This window comes from Chroococcidiopsis cubana SAG 39.79, from assembly GCF_003991895.1.
Classification (GTDB): Bacteria; Cyanobacteriota; Cyanobacteriia; order Cyanobacteriales; family Chroococcidiopsidaceae; genus Chroococcidiopsis; species Chroococcidiopsis thermalis.
The window spans coordinates 81,412-106,117 of record NZ_RSCK01000019.1 but is presented as its reverse complement, the minus strand read 5'-3'; the positions used below and the strand labels follow the sequence as shown (position 1 = coordinate 106,117).

The window sequence follows — 24,706 nt, the reverse complement described above, 5'->3', positions numbered from 1 at the left end:
TGGAATGAATTTGATAGTTTTCGTGATTGTGTCGATGCTGCTTTCAAACAGTGTCCTAATGTATATGCGTAGTGCTATATCAGTTATCAGTTATCGAGGAGTCACTGGTCACTGACCCTTGTTCTTCCATCAACATGATGACCCCGTGAATTCCTTGCCGATAATCCATTAAAGGGGTGAGAGTGACTTTACATTGGATCGCCTTACCACGCCGATTGATTGCATCTAGAAACACTTCAATAGAGCGAGATTCTCCCGCTAGGCAAGAGCGAATTTGCTGTCGCATCTGCCCGACTGGTAGACCGATATCCAAGTTTAAAAAATGTTGTCCTTCAACTTCGTTACTGCGCAAGCCCCATAGATCTTCAGCTTTATTATTCCAAACTTGGACTTGCAGTTCGCGATTCACGACTACCACTCCACCGCGAAGACTGGTGAGGATCGACTCTAGAAAGGCGTTGACTTGATTCAGTTCCTCGCTGCGCAATCGCAGTTCTTCATTAATTGTCTGCAATTCTTCGTTGGAAGATTGCAGTTCTTCATTCATGGTTTCCAATTCTTCATTAGTCGATTGCAGTTCCTCGTTCGTTGTCTCCAGTTCTTCATTAGAAGATTGCAATTCTTCGTTGGTTGTCTCTAATTCTTCATTGGTTGACTGTAATTCTTCATAAGCCATTTCCAATTCTTGATTGGAATGTTCTAGTTCCTCTTGCAACCGCCGAGAGCGACTGACATCGATAAAAACAATGCTGCATCCCAGCATTCTCCCGTTAATATCTTGCAGGAGCAATACTTGTACGTCAAAATATAAAGTCTCTCCAGAGGCAGAAATCCACTCTACCTCTGTTTGGCTGATAGCACGCCGTTCGGCATAGGCTTGCTCGATCCGAGAGCGCAGTTCTAGAGGGCGGTAAGAAATTTCCAGGTCTTGCAGGGGACGACCCAAATCTCTAGGGTGAATGTTAAATAAGTTGCGGGCGCGTTCGTTAGCTAATGTGAGTAGTCCATTGACATCGATCGCGATCTGAGCGGTGGAATTGAGGTCGAATGCTGTATCCCGAATGCGGACGTGGCTAGCTAAATAATTTGCTTCGTCATCGACGTGATTGTTACCCATAAGCAACAAGCGATCGCGCATATTTCCTTTAGGGACTTTAATGAAAATTCGTCGCTTCAAATCGACTGGCGTGAAAGAATCGCCGTGACTGAGTAACATTTCTGCTTTACCTAAAAATAAGAAGCCAGCATCATTTAAAGCAAAGTGAAAGCGGGCAATAATTCTCGATTGAGCTTCAGCATTGAAATACATCAACGTGTTGCGACATAACAACAAGTCAATGCGGGAAATAGGTGCATCTTGTAACAAGTCATGACGACCGAAAATCACCGAACGGCGGAGGTCTTTACGAAAAGTATAAACACCGTTGAAACTCTCAAAATAAAGTTCTAACATTTCCGGCGGAACGGAACTCACCTCTCGTTCGTTGAAAGTAGCTTGGCGGGCTTGGTTGAGCGCTTCTTCATCCACATCTGTTGCATAAATTTTGACGCGCTGACGCAACTGCTCGACTCCCACTGCTTCAGCCATCACCATTGCTAAAGTGTAAGCCTCTTGTCCCGAAGCACAGCCAGCACTCCAAATCCGAATTGGTTCTGTAGGTTCCTTGCGGGCAGTAATTCGAGGCACAATTTCTGTCGTCACGTAGTCCCAGGTAGCGCGATCGCGAAAAAAGGACGTGACATTGATCAAAATTGTGTTGAACAAAAGGACGAATTCCTCTGGCGCTACCTCTAGGCGATCCATGTAATCGCTGAAGTTCTCAAGGTCGAGTGCCTGCATTCGTTTGCGCACTCGCCGCATCAAACTAGAACGCTTGTAACCTGTAAAATCAAATCCGCGATTGCGTTTAATGTAGTTAATTAATGCTTCAAACTCAGCATTAGCCTCATCCGTCATTCCTCATCCCTCATCCCTTCACCTCAACTGCAACTAGTTTTACTAAGGTAGGGGCAATCTCGTTTAAAGGTAAAACCAGATCGACAACGCCAGTATTAATGGCTGCTTCTGGCATTCCCCCAAATTCAGCACTTTTGTAGTCTTGAACAATTACAGTCCCGCCCATTTCTGCAATTGCCCTGACTCCCATTGCACCATCGCTACCCGTACCCGTCAAGACAACTGCGATCGCCTGCTGTTTAAAACTAGCGGCTACCGATTCAAAGAGTAAATCTGCTGAAGGACGGACAAAATGTACGAGTTCTGAATGAGTCAACGACAGGCTACCATCTGTATTGACCAGTAGGTGATGGTCTGGCGGCGCAATATAAACTGCTCCCGATCGCAAATTATCTCCCGCTCGGACTTCTACGACGGGCATTTTTGTGCGACGGCTGAGAATATCTGCCATCATGCTAGGGTAGTGAGGGCTGACGTGCTGAACTACTGTAATAGCAGCTGGAAATTCTGTTGGTAATGCCGATAGAACTTGGCTCAGAGCATTCAATCCTCCAGCAGAGGCACAGATCGCTACAACTTTCTGAGGCAGCGAGGAGGAGTCTTCCACGGCAGGATGTTTCATTTCTGCTTCAGGAGTACCTCCTGTGGCTGCACTACTCTGCGATCCTACCACCTGTCCATTCGCTGTTGATGTGTCGCTGCCATTACTTCCGTTTCTCAAGATCAGTTGGCGCACTAAAGCTGCCTGGTGATGTGCGGTTCGCGCTTGTTCTCCAAACCGTTTAGCAGAATAAGTTTGCTGGCGATCGCGGGCGCGGTTTCCCAATCGCTCTGTCAGGGCAGCTTTTTCTTCTAATGCCCGCAGTGCGTTCCACAGTGCGTCTTCCAATGACTCTGACTGCGCGGCAAGCAAACTATCTGTAGAGTAAGCGTGACCCGTGCGACAGCGGAATCGGACGAGCTTGCCTTCATTCAGTTCCCACAGCACGCCACCGCAATCTGGACAACCATATGGGGAGGGTCTGCCAGGGCGATCGGGGTTCTGCATCGCATTTAACTCTAGTTCTGCCATGTCAGCCTCCATTTCCATATCATCAGATACACCTGTTGTTTCTGTTGCTACAGGCTGGCGAGCTAGCTCTGCGATCGAGGCTGCTATATTTACTACAGGTAAAATGCGATCGACTTCTACATTTTCAATTGCACTGCGAGGCATTCCCGAATACATTGCCTCTTCAGGGTCTTGAACGATCGCCACGCCGTCTCGTTGCTTCACCGCCATTAGTCCTGCTGTCCCGTCATCTAGCGTCCCCGACAGCACTACACCCACAACCCGTTGTCCGTATGCCTGTGCTGCCGAGCGAAACAGTGGGTCTACCGCTGGGCGATGACCGTTTTCTTTGGGACCGCGAGCCAGAGAAATCGAGCCGCGTTTGAGGAGCAAGTGGCGATCGGGTGGTGCGACATAAATTCTGCCATATTTGATCGGCTCGCCATCTTCAGGATGTAATGCCTTGAGTGAAGATTGTTGCTGACGCTTAGCGATCGCCCGATTGAGAATTTTCGGGAGAATACTGGGACTTTCAGAGGGAACGTGCAGCACGACAAAAATTGCCGCTGGAATATCCGACGGTAAATGGCTCAGCAATTGAGATAGAGCTTCTACCCCACCAGCAGAAGCACCGATTACAATTATGTCGTGTCCAGGCATTGGTTAATTAGGGAGTAGGGAAGAGGGACAAGGGGGAACTCGCTCTTCCCCACGACCGAAGGGAGTGGGGACAAGGGGGACAAGGGGGACAAGGGGGACAAGGGGGACAAGGGGGACAAGGGAGCGATCGAACTAAGTTCACGCTAACAGAATATTGAACTAATAGCTTCATTCTTTAGAGAGTCGGGAGTCGGGAATCTGGAATAAGTGGTGCGTGGTGCGTGAATCAATTTTGAATTTTGAATTTTGAATTTTGAATTTTGTCCCCTGCTTCCTACTCACCAGTCACTGTCTTCGGTAACTCAACGTTAAATGTCGAACCTTTACCTAATTGACTTTCAACTGAAATTTTGCCTTGCATCATGTGGACTAGCGATTTGGTAATTGCTAAACCTAAGCCAGTTCCACCATGTTTACGGGTTATCGTTTGATCGACTTGACGAAATTCTTCAAAAATATGATCTAGTTCCGATGTAGCAATGCCTATACCAGTATCCTTGACACTCAGCATAAATTGCGTATTTGAAAGTTCGCAAGTTTTGATTTCTATACAACCAGATTCAGTAAATTTAATTGCATTAGAAAGTAAGTTGACTAATACTTGACGCAGGCGGTTACTATCATTAACAATTGTCACATTTTCTGTTTGCAAATCGACATGTATAGGTAACTGCTTCTGCTCCGCTAGAGGTCTAAGTTCGTCAATAGTTGATGAGACCAGACGATCTAAGCTAATTAATTCTAATTGCAGTTCTAGCCGACCTGATTCAATTTTAGATAGATCGAGAATATCGTTAATTAAAGCAAGGAGATGTTTGCCATTACTCAAAATGCGATCGATCATGCCAGATTGAGTTGCAGACAAAGCCGCAGAACGCTGACGTAACAAAACTTGCGCAAAACCAATCACGGCATTCAAGGGCGTGCGTAGTTCGTGAGACATGGTGGCGAGAAACTGAGATTTCAGCCGTGCTGCTTCGATCAACTGGAGATTTTGCTGCTCGATCCGTTGTCTAGTTAACTCTAATTCTCGATTTTGCTGGGCTAAAGTCAAATTTTGAGCAGCTAGGCGTTCTTCCCGTTCCTCTAAAGCCTGGATTAAACGGGCATTTCCGATCGCGATCGCCGCCTGTTCTCCTACCGCTGCCATTAAATTTTGGTCTTCAGGATCGAAAGCATCAAGATTTTGCCAATTTCCCACCACCAATACACCCAAACGCTCTCCATTCACCGAAGCGATCGGCACTGCATACAAGGAACTAGGAGCCAAAGAGAATTCGGAATTCGGAATTCGGAATTCGGAATTAAATTCTCCTCTTCCCCCTTGTCCTCCTTGTCCCCCTTGTCTCCCTTGTCCCTCTTCCCTACTCCCTGCGCCCTTCGCCCTACTCCCTTGTCCCCCTTGTCCCTCTTCCCTACTCCCCGCGCCCTGCGCCCTTCGCCCTCTAATCAGCCGCGCTTTCCCAGTCTCAAATACCTGCCTCAAGACTCCCAAGTCGGGATCGAGAATTTCGGTTAAGAGCAATCTTTCCTTGCCAATACCTGCTGTGGCAGAAGTTTCTAATTCGTCAGTCGCAGAATTGTAAGTGGCGATCGCGGCAAAATCTGCATCGGGGATTCCATCACAGACAGCTCCGACGATAACGTGTAGTAGCTCGGATACGTCGGTTAGGCGTTGGTTGAGCAGGTTGCCAATCCGCTGCAAGACGCGCAGTTGTTGCTGCTGTTCGCCTAAAATTACGATCGCCTGACGCAGATTTTCGCCAATTTCATTCGCCTCTTGGTAAAGCCGCCCGTTATCTACTGCTAACCCAGCTCGACGACCGAGATCCTCGGCAAATATTAAGTCGGCATTAGTATAGACTCGCTGTGACTCAGCTGCCACAAAACTAATTGCTCCAAGCGTCCTACCGCGCGCTTGAATTGGGACGCACAGCGCCGATTTCATCTGAATTTGACGTAAACTCTGCAAATGGTCGCGATCGCGGGCGAGATTTTGGAGTAAGCGATCGTCAATCTCTGGGTATAAAACTGACTCCCCAGTATGGATCACCTGGGATACGCCCAACGTACTATTTGAACTAACAGGATAGTGGCAAGCTAAAGCTTCTAGCCACCGTACCTGAGATAATGCGGAATGAGCCACGCTCACCTGCCGGATCGAGCCGTCTGCTTCGAGAATGTGAATGCTACACCAATCTGCTAGCTGCGGTACGATCGATTGAGCTAGGTTATTCAAAATAGTTTGATAGTCCAGAGAAGCAGCCAGAATGTTGCTAGCTTCAACTAGGAATCGTTCTTGATCTTCAATCCGTTTGCGCTCTGTAATATCAACAAACGCTCCGATACTGCCTCGGCATTGACCTTGCTCGTCAAACAAAGGTGCGGCGTTGCCAAGTAATTTGACTGGGGGCGTACCTTCTTTGGTTACTAAGTCTAACTCCACATCCAGCACTGGTTTACCGCTGCTTGCTGCTTGTTGCATGGGTAACTCGGAAGCAGGAATTTCTTGACTTTGACGGAAGACTTTGTATGTCGGTCGTTCTTCTAATGGCGCGCTTTTAGAAGCATTAGCAGTTGATGATAGCCCCATTAGCTTTGCCATTGCTGAGTTGACGCGAATATACTGGCATTTCGGATCTTGGGCGATCGCAATTCCCAGGGGAATCACGTCGAGCAGCGTTTCCAACTCATTGACTCGTCGCGCCAAATCTCGGTTGAGGCTAATAATTTCAGCTTCCGAGCGTTTGCGATCGCTCAAATCGACAGTAAAACAAATTGCCGTGTCGGGTGACTGCTCTACAACTGCCGCACCTAATAGTATTGGCACTCGCGTTCCGTCTTTACGGATATACTCTTTTTCATAATAATTAAAACTACCAGCCGTGCGCAGTTGTTCGATGACAAGTCGATTCTGCTCGGCATATTCTGGTGGGGTCATTTTTTGCCAGTGCAACTTTCCCGCTTTTAAGTCCTGCTCAGTGTAACCCACCATTTGTAGAAAAGCTTGATTTGCCTCAAGAATTTCTCCACTCAACTTTGTTAATATCACACCTACGATATTTGTTTCCGCCAAGCGCTGGAACCGAGATTCGCTAGCTTTAAGCGCAGCATCCAGCCTTCTACTCTCCGTGATGTCGCTCACAATTCCCGACATTCGGTACGGATAGCCGCGAGCATCTCTTTGAGCTTTTCCCCTAGCCACGCAATGACGATATTCCCCAGAGGAATGCATAATCCGAAACTCAGCTTCGCATTTTTCTCCGTGTAGCAGGTGATTTCTAACTACAGTTTTGATCTCGGGTAAATCTTCTGGATGAATTAAATCTAATAGCGCTGTGGGGGTGTGAGTAAATTCTGCCCGCTCGACCCCAATAATTTCTAATAACCGATCGTTACAATAAACTTCATCGGTAGTACAGTACCAATCCCACACCCCATCATTAGCAGCTTCTATTACTAATCGATAGCGTTCCTCGCTTTCTCTTAAAAGATTGTTTGCCTCTTGAGCTGCCAATTCTGCTTTATGCAAGCGAATGGCATTGCGGAGAGTCTGGCTTAGTCCCTCTACCGACAGTTTAGATTTCGATAAATAGTCATATGCCCCCGCTTTCATTAGCTGGACGGCGATTTGCTCGTCTCCTTGCCCTGTCAATACCACCAAAGGAACGGTAAAGCCCAAAGAGCGAATTTGTTGCACTAAACTCAATCCATCGCCATCAGGCAAGCGATAATCTAAAAATACGCAGTCAAACTGCTGCTGTTGCAACTGGGCGATCGCTTCAGCACAGCCATTTGCTTCTGACAAATCCATCTTCACCCCAGCAGTAACTAGCGTTCGCCTCACTGCCATGCGATCGACTTCATCATCATCTACAACTAGAATTTTGACTGGTTCTTCCATAAAAATCAGGAATCGAGAGTCTGGAGCCGGGAGTGGTAGTTTTTCACTCACCACGCACCACGCACCACGCACCACTCATTTAAGGCATTTCACTTAAGGTCCAATAATTATTCAGCGTTGCCATGACTTGGACAAAGTTATCAAACGTGACTGGTTTGAGAATATATCCAGCAACATTCAGGTTGTAAGCCTCAACTTTATCTCTGTCTTCGTTAGATGTCGTCAACATAACGACAGGGATCTGCTTGAGATTGTCATCACCTCGCAATTCTCGTAAAAATTCAATTCCATTCATTCTGGGCATGTTTAAATCTAATAAAATTAATCGCCGCTCTTGCGGGATTGGCGATGGTTCGCCTTCACTTCCTCGCAAGATTGACAATGCTTCTATCCCATCACTAGCTGTGTAGAGTGAATTGGTAATGTTATTTTTCTTAAACGCTCTTTTTACGTTCATGACATCCACTTCGTCATCCTCGACAAGTAGAATATGAATCATTTTGTCTTTCATTATGAAGTTTTATATATTCCATCTTGACTAAAATTGGAGCATATACACCTCAATCGTTTGTAGTATTTTTGAGGGAGCAGGGAGTATTGAGTAGTTAGTGGCTGGTGGCTAGTGGCTGGACTTTTCTCTAGTCACTAGCCACCAGCCACTAGTCACTGATAACTGCTCACTTCTTCCAAGTAAAATAAAAAGCTGCTCCTTGTCCTGGCTTTGATTTTAGCCGAATAGTACCTCCTTGTTGTTCGACAATTTTTTTGACGATCGCTAAGCCGATTCCCGTGCTTTCGATTGTGTCACGGGGCGACAGGGTCTGGAAAATACCAAATACCTTGTCGTGGTACTCGGGCGCAATTCCATCCCCATCATCGGCTACGACAAATTCATAATTTGAGGCATACTCTTGCACGGAAATACTGACTCTGCCATCCTGCCTGGGGTGGTATTTAATGGCGTTGCTAATTAAGTTAGTAAAGACTTGTTGTAAAGGCAATTTTTCAGTCACGATTGTCGGCATGGGTGCAATTTCGATTGAGAACGTTTCAGGTGGAGAGAGGGAGTCAACGACCTCTGCTAACAAATCTCCTACAGAAACTTCAAATTTTGGCGTGTCCATCCGTCCGACGCGGGAATATTGCAGCAATCCGTTAATTAAGGTTTCCATGCGATGGACGCGCCCCCGTAGTAAGTTCATTTGGTGGCGCGTGTCTGCTGTCAGTTTGTCTGATAGATCTTCTTCAATCCATCCTGATAAATTAGCGATCGCTCTCAATGGTGCTTTGAGATCGTGAGAAGCAACATAAGCAAACTGATCTAATTCTTGATTGCGCTTTTCTAACGTCGCGTTAGTTTGCGCTAGTACGGTTGTGAGATAAGTTAATTCCTCTGCCCGCGTTTTGAGTGCGTCTTCCGAAACTTTGCGATCGCTAATATCCAAACAGCAGCCAATATATCCGGCAAAACTTCCGTCGGGGGTAAACCGAGGACTGCCTTTTTCAAAGATCCAACGGTACTTACCATCCGCCCGTCGCAGGCGAAATTCTTGCGCGAACTCTTGCCGACTGTGAAAAGCTGATAAATAAGTTTCCACGCAACGAGAGACATCTTGTGGGTGTACTGCTTCCGTCCAACCTTCTCCCAATTCCTGTTTTAAGCTGCGTCCGGTAAAATTTAACCAAGACTGATTGGCAAACTCCCACAAACTGTCAGTCCCAGCCATCCAGATCATCACGGGTGCGCCGTCTGCCATCGTGCGAAATCGAGCTTCGCTTTCCCGTAATTCTGCTTCTGTTTGCTTGGCTGCGGTGATATCCAACATCAATCCCCGCAGTTTAGATTTTCCCTCGCGATCGCGGGCAAAGTGCAGGCGATCGCGCAACCACACCACACGTCCATCTGCGGCTATGCAACGGTATTCCAAACTACAATCGCGCTCTCGCTTTTCCTGGTGGTAAAAATGTCCTATATTTACCCGATCTTCAGGGTGAATGAGATTTTGCCAAAAGTTCGGCTGCTCTAACCATTGTTCCACCGGGTAGCCTAAAATTTCTGCTGCACTTTGACTGACGAAGGTAAATCGTGCCGTTTCTGCATCGTATTCCCAAACGATTGTGTCTTCCAGCCCGTTGACTAAATCTTGAAATCTCTGTTGTACGGCTTCTAGTTGTGCTGTTTTTATTGGTGTCTTTACCGATTCCGGCTCGGTCGAGTTTACTTCGGTTCGATTGATACAAGTGACTTGCCGATCCGGTACGTCACTCGCTTCTGGGATAACTTGTTCTTGCCACCAATAATAGTTTCCATCTGCTGCCAAAACTCTGTAGGAGACAGTGTAAGCCTGCTGGCAAGCGATCGCTTGCTGCCGTTGCTGGTAATAGCGATCGCGATCTTCAGGATGGATGGTCTGCCAAAGTTCCCCAGGAACTGTTTCTATTTGGCTCATTTAGTTTTTGACTGTATTAGCAACTTTATTTTTATGCTAGAGAAAATTTTATGACACTGCTCGATTCATAAAATTTATCCTACCAGTATCTCAGCTAAAATATTAACTTACTAGAGTGGTATGGAAGGGTAAAATCTAAATATTAGAATTTTCAAAAAGTCTTTACATATAGCCTTTTCGGCAGTTTTTAATAAAAATTGTTGTCCTTTATGCCAAAAAATTTACAACCATTATCGAATTAAGTTTTATGATAAATTTAAGCTAGAATACCTTAAATTTAAAAAAATTTAAAATAAGAGAAGAGTCAAAAGTTCTCTCTTGAGGGGGATGAAAAAACCCGGGCAAAAGTATTAAAGCCATAAGTAGAGGTTTTTGCAGGATAGCAAAAGATTGTCTAGGCAATGATGGAGCATGAAAGCTGATGAGGATGGCAATGTAAATAAAAGTACTAAGATTGAATTGTTGAACAAAGCTAGAGTTAAAAACTTACTTCATATAGCACTCCTACAAGAGTTTATGGAATGGCTAGAGCAGTGAGTAAGGGCTGCGTCTACCTCGCTTTGAATCCCACTTGACTTTCAGTTGTAGGACATGCAGCCAAAGCATCATCTGTCATTTAGTACCAGACCAATGACAAATGACCAATGACAAATGAACAATGTAAAAAACATGAGTAAAATTCGCGTTGCTTTAATTGAAGACCACGACCTCACTCGCGTCGGGATCAGAACAGCACTACAACAGCGGCAAGAACTTGAAGTGGTAGGCGAAGCTGCCAACGCTAGCGAGGGTTTGCAGTTATTGCAGACAGTCCATCCCGATATTGCGATCGTGGATATCGGTTTACCTGATAAAGATGGCATTGAACTAACTAGGGAGATTAAGGCAGCCGCAAGCGAGGGAGAAGGATTCACTACCAAAGTTTTGATCTTGACTTTGCGAGACAATCGAGAAGCAGTGTTAGCTGCTTTTGCGGCGGGGGCTGATTCTTATTGCATGAAGGATATTAGTTTCGATAACTTACTAGAAGCATTGCGCGTCACCCACAGCGGTAATGCTTGGATCGATCCCGCGATCGCCCGCATTGTTTTACAGCAAGTCAAACCCGCACCTGCTGAAGTTCCTGCTGCTGTAGTCGCTGAAGTTAGTAAAGAAGACAAAGACAACAAAACTGTTGCTATCCATGCAGCTGATGAAGACTACGACCAAATGTTAGCTGCTTACCCCCTCACCGAAAGGGAATTAGAGGTATTGCAACTAATTGTAGAAGGTTGTAGTAATGCTGTAATTGCGGAAAAACTATACATTACCGTTGGTACGGTAAAAACCCACGTCCGTAACATTCTGAATAAGCTCTGTGCCGATGACCGCACTCAAGCCGCAGTCCGCGCTCTCAGATCTGGATTGGTTGGTTAGGTTTTTGTAGAGACGCGATACATCGCGTCTCTACAGATAGATATTTGCAAAAGTTAAACTTATAGCGAGTATTACTATAAATTTTGTTAAGTTAGGTTTATCAATCGGTAGTGAATGTCTAATAGTAGGGTAAAGGGTTGCATGGCAAGGTCAAACGAGGCAAGCTATGCGATCGCTTGAAATTGGGCGTAAGATTCAGAACCCAGATATACCCATGACACAGTTATTTGCTTTGTCTCCGCGCTACCGTCTTGATGATGAACTACCCTGGTTGGAAGCAATCGATCCTAGCCATCACTACTGGATTGCTGTTAATGGCGATCGCAGCGCGATCGTAGCAATTCCAGGGCTAACAGTCTCCTCTTTTGACGAGTTCAAGCAAGCAATTCGTCAATTTAGAGCCTTGCAAGCAGGGGAACAAATGACTGTAGCGCGGGCAGCCAGTACTTCTACTATTTACTGCATCAGCTCTAACTGTTATGCCATCTCCGCAAAGGTGAATGGTGCTACTGTATGGCACTTATTCGATTATGAAACTTTAGAAAGTCTGCTAATGACTGCATATCCAGACTGGCAATGCAGTCCTAAAGATATTGAAATGGGTCGCCAACTCCTAGCAAAATCTTTTCAGCAAGTGTTGGCTTAAAGTACCTAAGTGTTGGCTTAAAGTACCTAAGATATACAACTTTCTACCGCTTCAAACTCAACAACTCCTGCGGTGAGGCTAAGAGTTTGATTTTGGTGGCAGCAATTTCTTGCTGAGAATTGAGTAAAAAGAACCAAGAAACGTTCACGCCAAACAGAGGGGTTTGCACTTTCCCCACGACTTGCACCTCTAAATCGCCTTCCACAACCTGGGAAATTCCTCGCTCTGGCTCCAACTTCATCCCCTGGGCTTCCCGTTGCAAGAAGGAAGCGATCGCCTCTCGTCCCACAATTCCTTCTTCAAAAGGAGGATACATCACTCCATCTGTAGCAAATAAATTTGCACAGGCTTGATAATTTTCTGTGTTTAATGTGTCAAAGTAACGAATAATGGTAGATTCTGTAATTCCTGCTATTTGTTGTACCGTATCCTGCGGCGATCGCGTTGATGCTTCCATGCGATTCATTCATCCCTCTTGACAAAAACAGCCTGCTCTTAACGCTCACGATCGCATATAAGAGCAGGTCAAAACCTGCCCCTATAGAAGGATTCTAGGAATTGTCATTCGTTATCAGTTATTTGTGGGTACTATCCGAATGACAAACGACCAATGACAAATAACGAACAACTAATCTGCCAAAGGATCGACACCCATATCAGCGACAAGTTTCCGCAAAACGGTGATTTGTTGACCGAAATCGAGCTGTTTAATCGTTGCCAGTGTTTCATTCACATCGCGAGAAGGCTGGTATCCTGTAGGCATAGGAACGACAAAACCTTGAACCATTAGCTCTGATAACTCATACCAAAAAGCTAATTTAGTGTTATTGCTTAAAATACCGTAGCTGCGGCTAATTGGAGTGTTTTTTCGCTCTACCAAGTCGCGCATTGCCTCTAACTGCTGAGCGTGAGACATTTGTTTCAAAGAATTGAGCAAACCTTCTGCAAGTTGCAATCGAGCCGCACCAGGAGCCGCAGGCGTGATAGAACGACCCATTTCCGTGTAAGCGTACCATAGCAGTGCTAATTGGTCGTCGGTGCTGAGGCGCTTCACCAAAGAAATGGTAGCAGGCACGGCATCAGCTAGCTGAAAATCAGAGTTAAGGCGATTGGAAGCAAAAGAAAAAGCTGATTCGGTTGTATACGTCATGTCTGCACTAGAGATTCTTGACAAAGTGGTGAAAAAATGCTCAAATCTCTCCTCCTATTTCATATACTGCAACACTTATTTACGAAAAGCAAATAAAATTAACAAATCAATGAAACAGTTATTAATTATCAGTAGGGAGCTGAGGGAGCTGAGGGAGCTGAGGGAGCTGAGGGAGCTGAGGGAGCTGAGGGAGCAAGAACTGTCAACCAACAACCAACAACCATCAACCAACAACCATCAACCAATGACTAACTTAACCAGCGACCAAATCAAACAAAAAGCCTTAGAATTGGGGTTTCACAAAGTCGGCATTGCCGCAGTGGAAGCAGTAGGAACTGCGGAGCGGCAGAGGTTGCAAGCTTGGCTGCAACTGGGATACCAAGCAGATATGGCATGGATGGCAAACCCCAAGCGCGAGGATATTCGTTTAGTCATGCCAGAAGTGCGATCGCTAATTTGCGTGGCGCTCAACTATTACACTCCTCACCAGCATTCTACAGATCCAACAAATGCAAAAATTTCTCGTTATGGCTGGGGTAGAGATTATCACAAAGTATTGTATAAAAAGCTCAAAGCCTTGAGTCAGTGGTTGCGATCGCAAGCAGCAGATATCCAAACGCGGTTCTATGCTGATACGGGTCCAATTCAAGATAAAGCGTGGGCGCAACAGGCAGGTATCGGTTGGATTGCTAAAAATGGTAATGTGATTACACGAGAATATGGTTCTTGGGTATTTTTGGGTGAAGTGTTGACTGACCTAGTTTTGACCCCAGATCGACCCCATACGCAACATTGCGGTAATTGTACTCGCTGCATAGAGGCATGTCCCACACAAGCAATTACGCAGCCTTTTGTTGTCGATGCCAATCGCTGCATTGCTTATCATACAATCGAAAATCGTGCCGAAAAGCTACCTGAAGCGATCGCTTCCCGTCTTGACGGTTGGGTAGCTGGTTGCGATATTTGTCAAGATGTTTGTCCTTGGAACCAGCGTTTTGCTCGCACGACAGATATCAATGAATTTCATCCTTATGCACACAATCTCGCACCAAAACTCACAGAACTAGCAACAATAGAAGACGGCGAGTGGGATCGGCGCTTTACAGGTTCAGCCTTGCGGCGGGTCAAACCCGAAATGCTGAGAAGGAACGCCCGTGCTAATCTTGAATCGTCGGCTACGATTGTTTATTCCGATTCACTGTAATGACCATTAAGGTGATCTTTTTTGATTTTGACGGTACTATTGCCGATACACTTCACTCCATTGTCGGTATTACTAATCGCTTAGCTGTAGAATTCGGACATAAACCCATTAGCACCGCAGAAATTGCTCAGATTAAAAACCTGAGTTCGCGTCAAATTATCAAACAATCAGGAATTTCAATTCTCAAATTTCCCTTGTTAGTTGCTAAAGTCAAATCAGAGCTGAATGCAGAAATTTCTAAAATTCAACCTTTTCCCGAGATTAAAGAAACTTTACTCGAATTGAGAAAACGAGTCGATAAAGTCGGCATCCTGAGTTCTAACTCTAAAGATAATATTTTTGCTTTTTTGGAACTCAATGATATGGATTATTTATTTGATTTTATTTATACAGAAGCCGCTCTCTTCAGTAAAAGTAGAGTCATCAAAAAGATTTTGAAGCAAGAGAAGATTGCACCGTCAGAGAGCGTCTATATCGGAGATGAAACCAGAGACATAGAAGCAGCAAAAAGAAGTAAAGTCACTGCGATCGCCGTTAGTTGGGGTTTCAACTCCGCCGCAGCCCTGGAACAATATCAGCCCGATTTTCTCATTCACCAACCAGCAGAACTCATCGCGGCGATCGATAAATTAAAGACTAGTTGATAGTTGTTGGTAATGGGTAATGGGTAATGGGTAATTGTTGGTTGTTGGTTGTTGGTTGACCGCTCCCTTGCCCCCTTCTCCCCCTTATCCCCACTCCCTTCGGTCGCGGGGAAGAGCGAGTTCCCCCTTGTCCCCCTTGTCCCCCTTGTCCCCCTTGTCCCCTTCTTCCCTGCTCGTGCGCTCCCTGCTCCCTAATAACTGCCTACTCCTCGTCTGTCTCCATTTCTTCCATCAAGCTGACTCGATCGATCGCAAATCCTATTTGCGTCGCTAACTGAACAAATAAGTCAATTTCTTCCTGTTGCCAATTTCTCGGTTCGGAACAGTGATGGGCAATTAATAATCCCAGTAACTCATTGTTTTTCAAGATTGGTGCTACCAAATTAGCTTTAACTGCAAACTGCTCTAATAATCGGCGATAGCAGTCTTCAACTCGTCCCGCTTGGTAAATATCATCAATGACTGTGACATGACCTTGCTTGTAGATTTCGGCATACTTTTCTCTCATGCAAGGATCGTCAATTCTCACTCTTAAAGTTTGGGGCCAGCCTGGGGCAACAGACTCTGCCACGACAATGCCATCCCAATTACTAGAATCTAGACCGTAAACGACTACGCGATCGGTTTTGATCGCACGCCTGACTTCTTTCACAGCAGTTTTCAGTAACTCTTCTAAAAATTGAGCTTGCTGAATTCGCAAAGTAATTTCTGTGAGTAAATCGGCACGTTCGGCATCGGCTTCCTGCTTTTCTAAAAATGTAACTTGTTCGGATGCTACTCCTACCTGTTTTGCCAAATGGGAGAATAACTCAACTTCATGAGGTAGCCAAACTCTAGGTTCAGAACATTGATTAACAATCAATAAACCAAATAGTTGACCGTTTTTGGTAATTGGCGCTACCATCTGCGCTTTGATCGCAAACTGTTCTAACAATTTAATATGACAATCGGTCAGTTCTCCCCCATAAATATCGTGAGTTACGCAAATTCGACCATTGATATACTTTTCTACGCCCTCGTTCGATTCAGAAAAATATGTGTCGGTAATTTTAATCTTTAAGCAGGAAGGTAAGCCAGGTAAAACAGATTCAGCGACAACATTACCACTCCAGTCAGGATTAAATTGATACACGAAAACTCGATCGGCACTGAGAGCGCGACGTAGTTCCTTCGTAGCGGTTTTTAATAACTCGTTGAGATATTGTGCTTGTCGAAATTTGAGCGAAATTTCCGTCGCTATTTTAGCTGACTCAATCGTGGCAATTTGTTGATGGCTAACATCCACCTTTTCCAGTGCTGCACTATTGAGAATTGCTAGCGGAGAGTAAGATTCATCCGGTTCTAATTTTGGCTTTTCACCTGCATCGACAGCAGATTTTGCTGGACGCATAGCTCGATTAGCAAAAAAAGCAGTCAACAAACCAATTAGTAGCAGCGATGCGACAACAGTTTCAATTAAAAGAGTCACTGGTAGCTGAGTGGGAGAATCAGCCAGGTCTGGATTGTCCACGCGGGCTTCAGCTTGGGCATTAAACTGCGGGACTAGGCGATCGTCGGCTTGCGCAAGGGTTTTGTCAGTCAAAACTGGCAAAATTCCAACAGCAATAATTAACGCTACGAGCTTGGTTCTAAAACTGCTTTTTTGCCACCAAAGGCGATGCTTGGAAAGCTTAGTCCCTGGGTCTGGATTATTCCGGCAAGATGGCGGATAATTATCTCTAGAGTCGTGAATTTTTATACTGCTAAAATTATTAATTTGAATACATTGAGAGGTAGGGGTACGTCTACGGGTGGAATACTGCTCGGCAAAATGGAAAGGGATTTGACTCATTGTGCGCTCGCTTGGCTAATACTCTGAAAACTACTGCCGAAAAACTTTCACATTTAGCATATTGAGGTCATTTTTAAATTTTTGCAATACTTTTCAACATAGGTAGCCGCATTTAGCTTTTTAAATTTAGACATATGTACTTACTTCTCGGTCAACTTGTTTATACCAGCTTTGCAGGCAAAGGATTCAAAACTGTTTGCAGTCCGCAGGTTTCGCCAGAAATTCAGCAAGCTTTCTTGCAACATGTAGTTTCCCAACATTGGGATTCTTACAATCCTCCAGAACCCAAATATCGTGCGGCTTACATATATCAAATCGACTCAGAGCAAACTTTGTTTGGTTGGTTATACAACGATGGCGTGGACGAGCTAGGACGCGGCAACGTACCATATTTTATTTGTTATTACATTTCAGAACCACTGTTTGATTTTCAACTAGCAAATATATTTACTTGTTTGGAGCGAGGACCAGTAACAATCTTAGATCGACATCAACCTCGCGCATATATAAAAACCAAGGTTTTATCAAATTTGTGGGACTACCAACCAGCAAAAGCAGGGGTGTCAACTCCTCTGTACCTGCGACAGCAAAGCTATACAGACTTGCGCCAAGGAAATTTGTTGGAGCTATTTGTGCCGATTGACGCACAGGAAAGTGCCGTCGATTTTCCAGAAAGAACTTACGAGCAGCAAATGGCGCATCTCTCTATTTATACTAGTTATGCAATTGATGGCTTAGGGCTTGAACCGGGGCATGTTATTACAGCAGATGCTGCGACTATTGCAGTCGATCCGATCGCCTCTAAGAGTCAGTCAAAACCCAAGTTACCGTTGTATCAGTTCTACAAACAGACATTAGGAAAAGATCGAGAGTCAAAAAGTTTGATTCAGAACGGTTCGACAAATTTATTATCTAAATACAAAAAAAATTCGACTGCCAGCCGCGATCGCCACTCTATGTCGGCAAATACTAACTCCGGTCGCTTGGCATTAGCAGGAAATAACTTCTCCCCAGTCGATTTGAAGCCGGTGGCATTAGGACAAACAGTCGATCGTAACGCCGAACGCCTGACTTGGGGTTATAAAAACTCTCAACTTTGGCTCAAAGTTGGCATTTTAGCAAGTGCGGTAGCGCTCGGGTTTTCGCTATACGGTCTGATGCATTCGGGTATGTCTAATACCGATTCGCAAGTCTACGTAGCATCGCAAGTCAAGCGCGATCGAAACTACAAAGCTTTGGCAGCAGTTCCTAACGTCCCTTTAGGTACGTTTCGATATGGTGGCTCTACCACTTTTGCACCACTGCGATCGCCCACAACTGTCGCGACGATTGCCCAAGCTCAGCCACAATTTGAACTACTCTACACCGATCCTTATCAAAATAGACATGGCTCTACCGTAGGCATCCAAATGTTGCTAACAGGTAAACTCAGCTTCGCACAATCTTCTCGCCCGATTCGAGCGGCAGAATTAAGACAAGCCCAACAACTCGGTTTTACTTTAGAACAAATTCCCGTGGCGATTGATGGCATTGCTCTATATGCCAATCCTCAAGTTGCCGTTACCGGGTTAACTCTGTCCCAAGTTAAAGATATTTTCACTGGGAAGATCGTTAACTGGAAACAACTCGGTGGTTCGGATTTACCGATCGTACCCATTAGCCGCGATCCTCAAGTCAGCGGTACTGCTAATTTTCTGCAAGAAAAAGTTCTAGCAGAAGAAAACTTTGGCTCCAACGTGCGATTAGTTAACACGACAACCGATGCTATCCGTACCGTCGCCAAAACTCCAGGCGGAATCAGCTACGCTACTGCCTCAGAAGCAGTTCGCCAGCAGAGCATAGATCCTATTTCTTTAGCAACCATCTCTCCCTTGCCACTGGCTGCGAGTAACGGTGGCTTTGTTTCTCCTTTCGATCTGCAACGCAAAAATGTCGCTAATACTACAGCTTTTGCTAACGGTACTTATCCCTTAACTCGTCGCCTTTACATCATCGTCAAGCGAGATGGCAGCGTTGACGAACGCGCTGGGATTGCCTACACAAATTTATTGTTTTCTGAAGAAGGACAGCAACTCGTGGAGCAAGCTGGTTTTGCCCCCTTGCGCCTACGCTGAGATCTTACCTTTTAAATACTCGCAAAAGTGAAAAAAATCTATTTTTTTACGTCTGGAGATTTCTTTTATCGGATAATCTTTTTTTATCTAAATATATTGGCTTTTACGAATTGTCTAGCCTGCCTCTAATGCTCAATGAAGACTCTAAGTTTTTTCTTTAAAACAGTGGACTAGCTGATGACTTGCCACTATGCTCGAAAGAGAGGGTTTGTCAGCCTAATAACCGCCAACAACTGTTTTATTCAAATGCAAGACATTATGGAGATACACGGCTGCGAACTTCACGGAGTTGCACGCCTCGTTCAACTAGAACGCGCTATATGCAATCTCTTTAGAGTCTAAATGTGCGTTTTTAGGAGTAGCGTCAGAATTGCAGGTAGATTGACCGCAAATATATTTATTCTGCTGCCGCAGCAAAATCAAGTGTAATCCTTGGAGTTATTTGCTAGCGATGCAGTGAATAGTGATGTATGGTATTTAACTTTCAGGAATAATAACTTAGTGGTATGCTGCTGCTAATCAATCTCACCTAGCACTTAAGCTAATGTTACAAAAACTATAGAGCCAAACCAACTATGTCAGTGAAACTTCGCAAGCAGCATCTAACCGTGTTACCTCAAAACTTACCAAAAAACAGAACATTTAATCTTTTAAGCATTGGGCAAAGAGGCGTAGGAAAAACGGTTTTCCTCGTCGGTAGCTATACGGAGCTACAGACTGAAAATTCCAAAAAGCAGCCGCACAAATTATGGTTTGAATGCCAAGACAACCAGGTAAAGGAAAACGTAGATAAAATTCTTAAATATATAGACCAGACGGATCAGTATCCACCACCGACGATGAAAGTCGTCAACTTCAGCTTTAACCTAAAACGACAAAGCTTTTGGGGTGAAAAAACAGTATGCCATTTCCGCTGGAATGATATCCCTGGCGAAATCTGCGACGTTCACAACTCTGATTTTCGCGAACTCGTGTTTAACTCGCATGGCTGCTGCGTGTTTATTGATGCCTACGCTCTCAGGCACAGCGATGCTTACATTCAAGTATTGGAAAATATCTTTGAGCAAGTCATGGCATTGACGAGCTTAGTTTATCTCAATGGATTAAATTATCCATTAGCTATAGTGCTAACTAAGTACGATCTATTAGAATCTAATGCAACAACTCAAAAAGTCATAAAAAATAAGTTAGAACCTTTGATCGCTCATCTCAATACCGTCAAAGCGCGCTACGAGATTTTTCATTCCTCTATACCTCTAGTGCGAGAAAACAACACAGTAACTCTCAAACCCAAAGGAACAGCCATCGCTTTTCTTTGGTTAGTATGGGAGCTAAACAAAATACATAGCTCCAGTGCAGAAAATCAGCTTTTGGGATTAATTCATCGCATTATTCCTGGCGATGCCAACGCTCGCTCGAAGAACCCTAACGGAGTGATGCAATCTTTATTCGATTCTAACCGCAAACCGAGTACTCAAAGCGATCGCCGCTCCTCTGTTAGAGAGAAAATGGGGTCGAAACTCTGGTGGTTCCTTGGCATTGGTATAGTTGGAATAGCCCTATTGTCCCTACTCGGTTACCAACGGTCTACTTCACAGATTCGCACGGGTGAAGCATTGTACGATGTTGAAGCTTTACAACAAGCTGGAAAACTAGATAAAGCGATCGCTTCGTTAGAACAACTAGTGCAAAACAATCCCGATAATATAGATTTGCGTTTGCGTTTAGCAGAGCAATACGAGCTAACAGGTAATGCTGCTGGTGCAGAAAAAACTTACGACCAAATTTTGGCAAGACAAAACAATAACCTTAAAGCTTTAGTACGCAAAGCCGTGCTGCGTCAAATTCAGAAAGATAGTCAAGGTGCGGCTCAGTTATTTGAGCAAGCAGAAGAAGCAGCTCCAGATGCTCTGAAACCACAAATTCGCACCTTAGCCAAAAAAACCTTAAATTCTTCTCAAGAAAATCAGAAGTTGAAAGGAGCAAAAACCACAGAACTCAAGAGCGATTGATCGGTTTTATACTCCAGATAATTGCGGCTAGCCCTCAAATCTTCTCTGTCCGTATAGGGGAAAGTGTAGCATTGATAGCTGCTCAAAATTTGCAGTTCGATTGGCAACTTGCCTCTAGCCTCTTTTTGATGAGTGTTGCGTTCAGAGAAGTTCTTCCATTAAAAAAGTCTTTACTAGAAGTGAATTGGCTGTATAATAATTTACAACGCTATCAAGATCGTTTATATAATATGCAGTTGTCAGAGAAAAAACGTTACAGTCTTGAGACGCGCACTACTAGTAAAAGCTAGCTTAATAACCAACAGCCAATCGGCAATTTATAGGTTGAGTGCTAGCAGATTTACCGAAATAATGTATGAAGAAAAGCCGCAAGTTGCAATTAATAATTCTGTGGTTACCTATATCTAGTTTTTGCTTCTGTTTCAATTTCCTTTCAATCGATATAGTAAGAGCAGAAGCATGTTCCGATCGGGAAATTAATTCTTATATAACAAAACTAGGCAACACTAACGAATGGATATTTACTGTAGCAGCGCTGAAAAAGTGTGGCGATCGCGCAGTAAAAGCATTGAGTCAAGAATTACAACAAAAGGACGAAAACATTAGAATTAATGCGGTTGCCGCTTTGGGAAGTCTGGGAGCAGCGGCGCACTCCGCAATTCCGACTTTGAGCGTTACAGCTTTAGCAGATAAAAGTCCCGTAGTACGTTCTAGTGCAGCATACGCGCTTGGTAGTATGGGAGTAGCAGCAGAAAGTGCCGTCCCCGCGCTCACAGTCGCACTACAAGATGAAGATAGATCGGTGCGATCGATGGTCGTATCTGCAATTGGTAGCATGGGAGCAGCAGCAGAAAGTGCCGTTCCCGCACTGAGCCAGACGCTTCGCGATCCCGATCGCACGGTGCGATCGAACGCTATCTATGCTTGGGCTAAAATTGCAACTGGCTGGCAGCAAAAAGCCGCAACGCTTTCCCATCTCCAATTAGAACGAGACATTCGAGAATTGGAAACGGCGCTGAAAATTATTGAAACCAGTCAAGAGTTATTTCCAGAAGCAGAGGTAGCGCTCTTACGTCAGTCATCGCAAATACTCAAATCGCATCGATACCCCAATTGGAGCGAGAACGGACTGAAATTGCTTTCACAGTATCGATGGCTACCAATTGGCATAGTATATATCGCTACGCTGACATTATTTTGGTCGCTACTCCTCTGGCAGCGTCCGCTGTGGATTTTAGGTATCAACAATGCATTACAACGATACTCTAGCATTGGGTTACCTGGTTTTTCCGGCAGAATGAAATTGCCAATTAACTGGTTAGTTTTAGTTGGTTTTTTCCACTATCATCCCAGAGTGCTGAATGCTTGGTTTGCTACCCAAACGCTCGATCCTCAGACACAGCAGGCACTCGCTCAATCTAATTCTGCAAGCAAACCTACTGATGTGCCGTTGTTAGAAGCAGACAGCGTGCAAAAATATGCCAAAGCGATCGCCTGGGAATGTATCAAGCAGACATTTCAGCCAGCCGCAGTCAAACGCGAACAATTACTCAGTGAGATTGGGGCGATCGCGGGATACGATACCGCTAAAATTTACCTAGAACATTTAGAACAGAATCTCGGTTTGCTGCAAGCGATCGGTAAGGCACAAGATAAAGTGCGCTTTACTCACGATCTGTTAGCAGAATATCTAGCTAGCCAATATCTCGTAGAATTATGCTGCGACAATGAAAACAACTGGCGCAAGTTCTTGGCGCGAGTAGACACCGTTCCCGATTGCGTGGCGATGAAGAGATTTTTATTATCTGTACGAGACTGCTGCATGGCTTTACAAGCAACAGTAAAAGTTCCTAGCTTTGTGACTGAAGAACTGAGTCAACGTGCTGGCATCGCTCAAAAATCACCGTCACAGATTCAGGCTGTATGAGCTATTGGAAATCGGAAATGGACTGACAACTGTGTAGAGACGTTACATGTAACGTCTCTACACTGACAACTGATTAGCTAAACTACTCGTATAAGAACGATAGTATTAGCAATTCATGACACCCGAAGAAATTGCCAACACCCTAACAGATTTATTTCATTCTGCACCCGTACAAGCGATCGCTCCTGGTTCCTGGCAAATCGAAACACCGGAATTTCGCCTGTTAGTACTGCTATCAGACGATCGCTCTTGGCTGCGAGTATTGTTACCAATTTTATCGGCGCAGGCAGCTCAACCGTTTTTGGAACAGTTACTCGAAGCTAACTTTGACGAAACTCAGGAAGTGCGCTACGCCTTACATCAAGGAGTCGTGTGGGGAGTCTTTCAGCACAGTCGTGAAAGTTTGAGTACGACAGATTTTACCGAGGCGATCGCGCGCTTAATTTCCTTAAATCAAGCGGGGTTAACAAATGCATTTAGCCAATTGGTAGAAACGAAACTACGGCAAATCGTCACAGCGCAAAAGCAGCAAGGACAATCTCTAGAAGCTACCCTGCAAAATCTGAGCAGAATGTACGACGAGGGATTGCTAGGCGACTTACAACAAGCAGCGGAGTCGCGGGAGCAAGTCATGGCAGCATGGAAATATCAGCTAGAAAGGTTGTGGTTGGAAGTAGAACCATAATGGATATTATTCAAATCCTCCGGCAAGATTACCAAAGATTCCCAGACAACCAGACATATAGCATCTATGCTTCAGATGTCTTTTTTCAAGATCCCCTCAACCGTTTTCGTGGTGTCGAGCGATACAAACAGATGATTAATTTCATCAACACCTGGTTTATTGCAGTCAAGATGGATTTACATGATATTCGCCAGGAAGAAGACACCATCAAGACAGAGTGGACGTTGAGTTGGAATACTCCCCTCCCCTGGAAACCCCGCATTGCTATTCCTGGCTGGAGTGAGTTACACCTCAATCCCCAAGGATTAATTGATTCCCATATCGATTACTGGAACTGTTCGCGATTAGATGTGGTAAAACAGCATTTTGGTAATAGGTAATGGGTAATGGGTAATGGGTAACTGATTAACGGAGTAAAGCTTATGGTTGCTAGTCCACAATTACAATGGATGTCGCCGCAAGAGTATTTAGAATGGGAACCCATGCAACAACTACGCCACGAGTATATCGAGGGTGAAGTTTTTGCCATGACTGGGGGAACAAAACCCCATAATCGTATTGCTGGAAATCTTTATACTGCTTTAGATAGCCATCTGGCTCAAAGCAGTTGCGAAGTGTACATTTCAGATGTGAAAGTACAAGTTACTACTGCTAATAGTTATTGTTATCCCGATGTTATCGTTACCTACGATCTGAGAGATCGGGAATCTAATTCAATCGTTCAACATCCTTGCCTAATTGTCGAAGTTCTTTCCCCTTCTACAGAAGCATACGATCGCGGTGGTAAGTTTGCTCGATATCGTCAGTTGGAAACTTTGCAGGAATATGTTTTAATCGATTCCGAACAAATTGGTGTAGAGTGTTTTCGGCGCAACGAACAAGGTTTGTGGGTGCTTTATCCTTACGCGACAGAAGATACGATAACTTTGACAAGTGTAGGGTTATCTTTACCTGTAACTGCACTTTATCGCCAAGTCAAATTTGATGCTAAGGAAGGAGAAAATTAAATCGCGATCGCATTTTGCTCTTTCATCTTTTCCGACAGATATATTCAG

Annotated in this window: 18 protein-coding genes; 10 read left to right on the top strand and 8 right to left on the bottom strand. The window is 44.7% G+C overall.

Annotated elements, in window-relative coordinates:
* Nucleotides 1-79: 79 nt before the first annotated feature.
* From DSM107010_RS14450 to DSM107010_RS14430, 5 genes are all read right to left on the bottom strand, one after another.
* Nucleotides 80-1,957: a CheR family methyltransferase gene (locus tag DSM107010_RS14450; RefSeq protein WP_127023229.1), complete on the bottom strand. Its 1,878-nt coding sequence runs from the start codon at nt 1,955-1,957 to the stop codon at nt 80-82.
* Between the two features lie 10 nt (nt 1,958-1,967).
* The gene (locus DSM107010_RS14445; protein WP_106171506.1) at nt 1,968-3,668 is read right to left on the bottom strand and encodes a chemotaxis protein CheB; all 1,701 of its coding nucleotides are present in this window, start codon (nt 3,666-3,668) and stop codon (nt 1,968-1,970) included.
* Nucleotides 3,669-3,942: 274 nt separating this feature from the next.
* Nucleotides 3,943-7,644, bottom strand: a complete 3,702-nt coding sequence (locus tag DSM107010_RS14440) for a PAS domain S-box protein (protein ID WP_241994217.1) — start codon at nt 7,642-7,644, stop codon at nt 3,943-3,945.
* A 7-nt stretch (nt 7,645-7,651) separates the two neighbouring features.
* Nucleotides 7,652-8,083: a response regulator gene (locus DSM107010_RS14435; RefSeq protein WP_015155457.1), complete on the bottom strand. Its 432-nt coding sequence runs from the start codon at nt 8,081-8,083 to the stop codon at nt 7,652-7,654.
* A 166-nt stretch (nt 8,084-8,249) separates the two neighbouring features.
* On the bottom strand, nt 8,250-10,022 hold the full coding sequence (locus DSM107010_RS14430; RefSeq protein ID WP_127023226.1) for a PAS domain-containing sensor histidine kinase: 1,773 nt from the start codon (nt 10,020-10,022) through the stop codon (nt 8,250-8,252).
* 669 nt (nt 10,023-10,691) lie between these two features.
* On the opposite strand from DSM107010_RS14430, the gene DSM107010_RS42230 reads away from it, so the two are divergent.
* Both DSM107010_RS42230 and DSM107010_RS14420 read left to right on the top strand, forming a co-directional pair.
* Nucleotides 10,692-11,438 (top strand): response regulator, encoded by a 747-nt coding sequence (locus tag DSM107010_RS42230; protein WP_039717060.1) that lies wholly within the window; start codon nt 10,692-10,694, stop codon nt 11,436-11,438.
* Nucleotides 11,439-11,652: 214 nt separating this feature from the next.
* Nucleotides 11,653-12,084 (top strand): hypothetical protein, encoded by a 432-nt coding sequence (locus DSM107010_RS14420; protein ID WP_041463227.1) that lies wholly within the window; start codon nt 11,653-11,655, stop codon nt 12,082-12,084.
* A 43-nt stretch (nt 12,085-12,127) separates the two neighbouring features.
* Here the strand turns inward: DSM107010_RS14420 and DSM107010_RS14415 are convergent, their stop codons facing one another.
* Both DSM107010_RS14415 and DSM107010_RS14410 read right to left on the bottom strand, forming a co-directional pair.
* Complete coding sequence (locus DSM107010_RS14415; protein WP_015155452.1) at nt 12,128-12,550, bottom strand: ketosteroid isomerase family protein; 423 nt, start codon at nt 12,548-12,550, stop codon at nt 12,128-12,130.
* Nucleotides 12,551-12,712: 162 nt separating this feature from the next.
* Nucleotides 12,713-13,234 (bottom strand): orange carotenoid protein N-terminal domain-containing protein, encoded by a 522-nt coding sequence (locus DSM107010_RS14410; protein ID WP_015155451.1) that lies wholly within the window; start codon nt 13,232-13,234, stop codon nt 12,713-12,715.
* A gap of 244 nt (nt 13,235-13,478) precedes the next feature.
* Here DSM107010_RS14410 and queG point away from each other — a divergent pair, with 244 nt between their 5' ends.
* Nucleotides 13,479-14,438: a tRNA epoxyqueuosine(34) reductase QueG gene (queG, locus tag DSM107010_RS14405; RefSeq protein WP_106169501.1), complete on the top strand. Its 960-nt coding sequence runs from the start codon at nt 13,479-13,481 to the stop codon at nt 14,436-14,438.
* Nucleotides 14,438-15,082: an HAD hydrolase-like protein gene (locus DSM107010_RS14400; RefSeq protein ID WP_015155449.1), complete on the top strand. Its 645-nt coding sequence runs from the start codon at nt 14,438-14,440 to the stop codon at nt 15,080-15,082. The genes queG and DSM107010_RS14400 overlap by 1 nt, the downstream gene beginning before the upstream one ends.
* A 202-nt stretch (nt 15,083-15,284) precedes the next feature.
* Here the strand turns inward: DSM107010_RS14400 and DSM107010_RS14395 are convergent, their stop codons facing one another.
* Nucleotides 15,285-16,913 carry a GAF domain-containing protein gene (locus DSM107010_RS14395; RefSeq protein ID WP_015155448.1) on the bottom strand — a complete coding sequence of 543 codons (1,629 nt, stop codon included), beginning with the start codon at nt 16,911-16,913 and terminating at the stop codon, nt 15,285-15,287.
* Nucleotides 16,914-17,047: 134 nt separating this feature from the next.
* Between DSM107010_RS14395 and DSM107010_RS14390 the strand changes: the two genes are divergently transcribed.
* The 6 genes from DSM107010_RS14390 (at nt 17,048) to DSM107010_RS14365 (ending at nt 24,658) form a co-directional block, all read left to right on the top strand.
* A complete protein-coding gene (locus DSM107010_RS14390; protein WP_127023223.1) occupies nt 17,048-19,027 on the top strand; it encodes a PstS family phosphate ABC transporter substrate-binding protein in 1,980 nt (659 codons plus the stop codon).
* 575 nt (nt 19,028-19,602) lie between these two features.
* A complete protein-coding gene (locus DSM107010_RS14385) occupies nt 19,603-21,039 on the top strand; it encodes a tetratricopeptide repeat protein (protein WP_015155446.1) in 1,437 nt (478 codons plus the stop codon).
* Between the two features lie 355 nt (nt 21,040-21,394).
* A complete protein-coding gene (locus DSM107010_RS14380) occupies nt 21,395-22,966 on the top strand; it encodes a HEAT repeat domain-containing protein (protein ID WP_015155445.1) in 1,572 nt (523 codons plus the stop codon).
* Between the two features lie 115 nt (nt 22,967-23,081).
* Nucleotides 23,082-23,651 (top strand): hypothetical protein, encoded by a 570-nt coding sequence (locus tag DSM107010_RS14375; RefSeq protein WP_106218721.1) that lies wholly within the window; start codon nt 23,082-23,084, stop codon nt 23,649-23,651.
* The gene (locus DSM107010_RS14370; protein WP_106171187.1) at nt 23,651-24,031 is read left to right on the top strand and encodes a C6orf136 family protein; all 381 of its coding nucleotides are present in this window, start codon (nt 23,651-23,653) and stop codon (nt 24,029-24,031) included. The genes DSM107010_RS14375 and DSM107010_RS14370 overlap by 1 nt, the downstream gene beginning before the upstream one ends.
* Before the next feature lie 42 nt (nt 24,032-24,073).
* Nucleotides 24,074-24,658, top strand: coding sequence for a Uma2 family endonuclease (locus DSM107010_RS14365; RefSeq protein ID WP_015155442.1), 585 nt, complete (start codon nt 24,074-24,076; stop codon nt 24,656-24,658).
* Nucleotides 24,659-24,706: the final 48 nt, after the last annotated feature.

Excerpts from the sequence above, each read along its gene's own strand:
- DSM107010_RS14450 (WP_127023229.1), bottom strand. The coding sequence starts at position 1,957 with ATGACGGATGAGGCTAATGCTGAGTTTGAAGCATTAATTAACTACATT.
- DSM107010_RS14445 (WP_106171506.1), bottom strand. The coding sequence starts at position 3,668 with ATGCCTGGACACGACATAATTGTAATCGGTGCTTCTGCTGGTGGGGTA.
- DSM107010_RS14435 (WP_015155457.1), bottom strand. The coding sequence starts at position 8,083 with ATGAAAGACAAAATGATTCATATTCTACTTGTCGAGGATGACGAAGTG.
- DSM107010_RS14430 (WP_127023226.1), bottom strand. The coding sequence starts at position 10,022 with ATGAGCCAAATAGAAACAGTTCCTGGGGAACTTTGGCAGACCATCCAT.
- DSM107010_RS42230 (WP_039717060.1), top strand. The coding sequence starts at position 10,692 with ATGAGTAAAATTCGCGTTGCTTTAATTGAAGACCACGACCTCACTCGC.
- DSM107010_RS14420 (WP_041463227.1), top strand. The coding sequence starts at position 11,653 with ATGACACAGTTATTTGCTTTGTCTCCGCGCTACCGTCTTGATGATGAA.
- DSM107010_RS14415 (WP_015155452.1), bottom strand. The coding sequence starts at position 12,550 with ATGAATCGCATGGAAGCATCAACGCGATCGCCGCAGGATACGGTACAA.
- DSM107010_RS14410 (WP_015155451.1), bottom strand. The coding sequence starts at position 13,234 with ATGACGTATACAACCGAATCAGCTTTTTCTTTTGCTTCCAATCGCCTT.
- queG (WP_106169501.1), top strand. The coding sequence starts at position 13,479 with ATGACTAACTTAACCAGCGACCAAATCAAACAAAAAGCCTTAGAATTG.
- DSM107010_RS14400 (WP_015155449.1), top strand. The coding sequence starts at position 14,438 with ATGACCATTAAGGTGATCTTTTTTGATTTTGACGGTACTATTGCCGAT.
- DSM107010_RS14395 (WP_015155448.1), bottom strand. The coding sequence starts at position 16,913 with ATGAGTCAAATCCCTTTCCATTTTGCCGAGCAGTATTCCACCCGTAGA.
- DSM107010_RS14390 (WP_127023223.1), top strand. The coding sequence starts at position 17,048 with ATGTACTTACTTCTCGGTCAACTTGTTTATACCAGCTTTGCAGGCAAA.
- DSM107010_RS14385 (WP_015155446.1), top strand. The coding sequence starts at position 19,603 with ATGTCAGTGAAACTTCGCAAGCAGCATCTAACCGTGTTACCTCAAAAC.
- DSM107010_RS14380 (WP_015155445.1), top strand. The coding sequence starts at position 21,395 with ATGAAGAAAAGCCGCAAGTTGCAATTAATAATTCTGTGGTTACCTATA.
- DSM107010_RS14375 (WP_106218721.1), top strand. The coding sequence starts at position 23,082 with ATGACACCCGAAGAAATTGCCAACACCCTAACAGATTTATTTCATTCT.
- DSM107010_RS14370 (WP_106171187.1), top strand. The coding sequence starts at position 23,651 with ATGGATATTATTCAAATCCTCCGGCAAGATTACCAAAGATTCCCAGAC.
- DSM107010_RS14365 (WP_015155442.1), top strand. The coding sequence starts at position 24,074 with ATGGTTGCTAGTCCACAATTACAATGGATGTCGCCGCAAGAGTATTTA.